The organism is Mesorhizobium sp. M5C.F.Cr.IN.023.01.1.1 (assembly GCF_003997585.1).
Lineage (GTDB): Bacteria > Pseudomonadota > Alphaproteobacteria > Rhizobiales > Rhizobiaceae > Mesorhizobium > Mesorhizobium wenxiniae.
This window is the reverse complement of record NZ_RZSU01000207.1, coordinates 1-3785: the sequence shown is the minus strand read 5'-3', so window position 1 is coordinate 3785 and position 3785 is coordinate 1. Positions and strand designations below refer to the sequence as shown.

Annotated in this window: 5 protein-coding genes; all 5 read right to left on the bottom strand. The window is 61.0% G+C overall.

The features are described 5' to 3' along the window. Positions 1-26: 26 nt before the first annotated feature. A complete protein-coding gene (locus tag EOA78_RS35160) occupies positions 27-479 on the bottom strand; it encodes a hypothetical protein (protein ID WP_127320278.1) in 453 nt (150 codons plus the stop codon). 114 nt (positions 480-593) lie between these two features. Next, on the bottom strand, positions 594-1385 hold the full coding sequence (locus EOA78_RS35155) for a GNAT family N-acetyltransferase (protein ID WP_127320276.1): 792 nt from the start codon (positions 1383-1385) through the stop codon (positions 594-596). Between the two features lie 347 nt (positions 1386-1732). Next, the gene (locus tag EOA78_RS35150; RefSeq protein ID WP_127320280.1) at positions 1733-2413 is read right to left on the bottom strand and encodes a peroxiredoxin-like family protein; all 681 of its coding nucleotides are present in this window, start codon (positions 2411-2413) and stop codon (positions 1733-1735) included. A 498-nt stretch (positions 2414-2911) separates the two neighbouring features. After that, the gene (locus EOA78_RS35145) at positions 2912-3253 is read right to left on the bottom strand and encodes a hypothetical protein (protein WP_245478002.1); all 342 of its coding nucleotides are present in this window, start codon (positions 3251-3253) and stop codon (positions 2912-2914) included. Positions 3254-3457: 204 nt separating this feature from the next. Continuing rightward, positions 3458-3785: hypothetical protein (locus tag EOA78_RS36670; protein WP_206533565.1), on the bottom strand; the 328-nt coding region annotated here is incomplete at its 5' end.

Below are 3785 nucleotides of genomic sequence, written 5' to 3'. Positions count from 1 at the left end.
GGACGCGATCTCGCCCTTGGCTGGTCTTATGGACCGGGATGCGGCTCCCGCGCGTCCTGACGCGCCGTAGGACTCGCCAATCGCCCATCCTGCGCCAGTCTGGTCAGCCGCGCATCGTCTTCGATCCACTCGGCATGCGTCGGGTAGCACAACACCGCCCATGTTGGCGCGCCGTACCTCCGCTCAAGCTCATCGTCGCTCACGCTAAGATTGCCCCAGTACCTCGCACGCCATACTCGATCCGCCTCGGGCTCGGGCTCCGGATCGACCTGCACCCGCTTCGGTTTCGCGCCCTTGAGCTCCAGCAGCATTGCATCGAGACTGGTTTTCGTCCGCGTAACTGGGATCGCGTCAGCGACAGACGGTGCTGCGGTCGCGTCGATGATCGTTGAAGCGGCAGCCAAGGCCGCCGCAGCGGCAGCGGCGGTTGAAGTAGCCGCGAGGCCAAGCAGAAGGCGGCGGCGGTTGATATCGGGCATACCTTCGGCGGCTGCCCGAAGCGGCTTCCGCCCATACGGGTGACGATCGCTTCTATAATCGGACCCCGGACGTCAAGGCGCTACCGGGTCTGTCGGCAGGGGTATCCGAAGCTCTTACCGGGTGAAGCGTGCGCTGTCGTGGGGAGACGCTATCCCGCAGACCAGGCCCTGGGCATGATGAAGGCCGCATGAGGCAACCATGCGTCGGGATGGTACATTCGAAGTCGATACGAGTTCATAGACGTGTGTCGCGGCGAGGTCGCGGAACACGCTGACGATCATGCGGGCGTTGATGTAGTTGCCGAGGCGTTTGCCTCGTTGTGATTCCGCCACGGCAACCAACCCGCCCCAGGCGTATCGATGATAAGGGCTCTGGGCATTGTGCGGGAGATAGCCATGTGCTGCCGCCACGATCGTTCCATTGCCGTCACCGACTGCCACGGTCGTCGCCGGGCCAAGTGCTCCAACCAGAAGCGAGCCGGAGAACGGCGCCACACCGGCCGCTCCCATGACCGTCTGAATGCGAGCGGTGTATTCATCCTCCGGCCGGGTCGGCTTTTCCAGGTCGGTCAAACTATCCGGCAAGCCTCTGGACACGATCGCCTCGGCGGCAGCCAGCGCGCTTACCCGGTCCGCAAGGAATACGTCCCAGGTATCGAAGCGAAAGTTCCGTTCCAGACGCGACCTGAGGCCCTCCGCCTTGTCGGCGGGGATCAGGCGGAAGCCGCAGATGCCATCGCGGTCCAGGAACCCATTGATGCGATCCCATCCGAGCCGATCCAGATCGTCACAGCCCATCGTGCGCCCGGTCTGGCAAGCGCCAGCCGTCGCATTGATGAAGCCGGTGCTCGCTTCAGCCTGCGCTTGCAGGCGTTGCTGGATCTCTGTGCCGTAGTAGCCCGACATGAGCAGCCCGTGCGCGGATAAAGCATAATCTGAAGTATAGCACGAGCCCTGCGGCTCGGTCATTCAGGCCGCAAGGCGGCCCTTGACTGAGCTCGTCGTCAACGATTCCGGTCAATCTTGGATCGGAGACCCGCGATATCAGAGCGTCGCCCTCAGCCCGAGATCGTGTTGGGGCCGGCCCTAGGCTGGCGCCAAAACTCCAGCGTTCGGCTCGCGGGCCGTCGAATCGAAATCACTACGAAGCCTAAGGGCAGACCTTAGCCCTCCGCGCCTGAGCATCTCTGTGATGCTTCAAACCCACAGAATCACACAGGACGGTGATCGTCGAGCGAGTTTTCACCAGCCTATTAATGTGCAACTTGGGAAGCGGCTGACATCAGTTCGTTGGGATTTGGAGCCCGGCAGACATTTCGGCCTTCCCTTCCAGCTTCCGTGAAGCTCCAGCGCACAACGCCTTCCCGATCGAGCAAGAACTCGCCGATAAGCGGCATGTGACCGGCAATCATAATCTGCTGGTCGGCCTCCGTAATTTCGTACCCATCCTTTTTCTCAAGAAAGTCGCCCGCCGCAGCCGGGTTCATCGGCTCGGGCAACTCCCCCGGCAGATCGATCCGCATTGTCATGAGCGCGTCCATTCCGAGCTTGTGCGGCCATTCGGTTTCATTCTCCGTGAGCTCGAGGATGGGTAAACCGAAGGCGCGGTGTGAAGCGCCCTCTGGGTCGGATGCGCTAAGAAGATCGGGTAGCGGATGGTACCGGAAGTAGAGCCGCGCACGTTCGACCGGCGTCTTGACCACTGCGAGACATTCTATGCCTTTCTCCTTCAGGGTCGGACTGAGCTGCGCCATCGTCGCGACATGGCGCCGGCAGAATGGACAGTGCAGGCCTCGAAACAAACCGACCAGTAACGGGCTACGGCCTCGAAAATCGTCGAGCGCGATCTTGCCTTCGTGCGAGATCGCGTCGAGCACAATATTCGGTGCCCGGTTGCCCGGCTGCAGCGGGCGGTCGACACTACTCGTGGACATGGACAACCTCCGCGCCCCGGATCAGTCAAGAAAACGCAGCACGACATGCTCTTTGGGGTTGAGCCCGTGCTGGGCGGGCGCAAAACTTTCCTGCACCAGGGCAAAATAGCTTTCGGCCCCTGCCATATTGCCGAGGTCGAGATTACGCGCTTTGCAAACCCATCATAACACGAAAAAAGCATCTGCGGGTCGCCCGTTTCGCGAGCCGTCTTGAGCGCGGCGGTAAACAGTGGGTCGTCTCATCGGTGCCAGGGGACGACACAGCGAAACCGATTGTCTGCCAGATAAGCGCGTCCTGCGGTGTTCAACGTCTTGAACGTGGGCGGCCTCGATGTGACCGGACACCAAATGTGGTGAATGATCCACACGAGAGCACTCCCGAATGCTCTTGCGCTGAAGGTTAGGTTCCCGACCTCATTTTGGACGTTCAAGTTGCAACGACCAAGGTCGTCAACGGGTCGAAAGCGGCATTTCCCTTGGGTACCAAACGTCAGGCTTTTACCACTCGCTCTCTTCCCGGAAATCCTGCAGCGAGGCATGCCGCAGGTCTTCCTCGCCACGCAGATGCTTCACGCGGCCAATCAGCCCCGGCTTGACCCATTGAGTGGCCGGACGCTTCATGCCTTTCGGTGGCGGCCCGGCGTGCTCCTGGACGCGCTTCCAGAGCCGTTCGCGGCTCGCCCGGCTCGGATTGATGAAGGCCGAGCCGACATATTTGCGCGTGAAAGGAAATTCGACATGGGAGACGGCAAGCCCAACCGCGAGCAACTGAAGGAGGCTCAGGCGAAAGGCCTCGCCGGAGGAGACCGGTATGACGGTGTCGCAGGCAAGCGATCTCATTGAAATGATTGGGACCGATCGCGCATCATTGGTGCGCGAGGCACGGATCCTGAAGAAGCGCCAGACGCCACCGGCAAAGTCGTGACACAAGGAAAGCCCGTACCCCACGGAGGAAAGGACGCGGGCCGACCGGGCAATCCGATCGCCTTCCGCTGCGCTTCGAGGACTCTATGCCGCTGACGGAGCAAATCTGGTGCAGCGTGCCTAGTAGGCTTTCTTGCCTTTTCGGTTCATCTTCGGCTTCGATGCCAATGCAGCAGCAGGAGCGGCTTCGACCTTAAGTCGCTGCTCCCGCAACCGAGCCGTCTTTGCATCTCGTGCGACGCGCTCAATGTCGGTCAAGGCCCGTGCAGCATCCGACGTGCGCTCCTGTCTGTCGTGTCTTTCCTTATCGGTGAAGCCTTGCCTTTCCCGCATTGTTCTCCCCGATTTTGATGGTACAGCGCTTTGTTGCCGACCCGAACGATTGTCGCCAGATCGGGTTCCACCCTGACAATCTAAAAAAGCGTCGATTGCATGTTGGAGGCTGCAT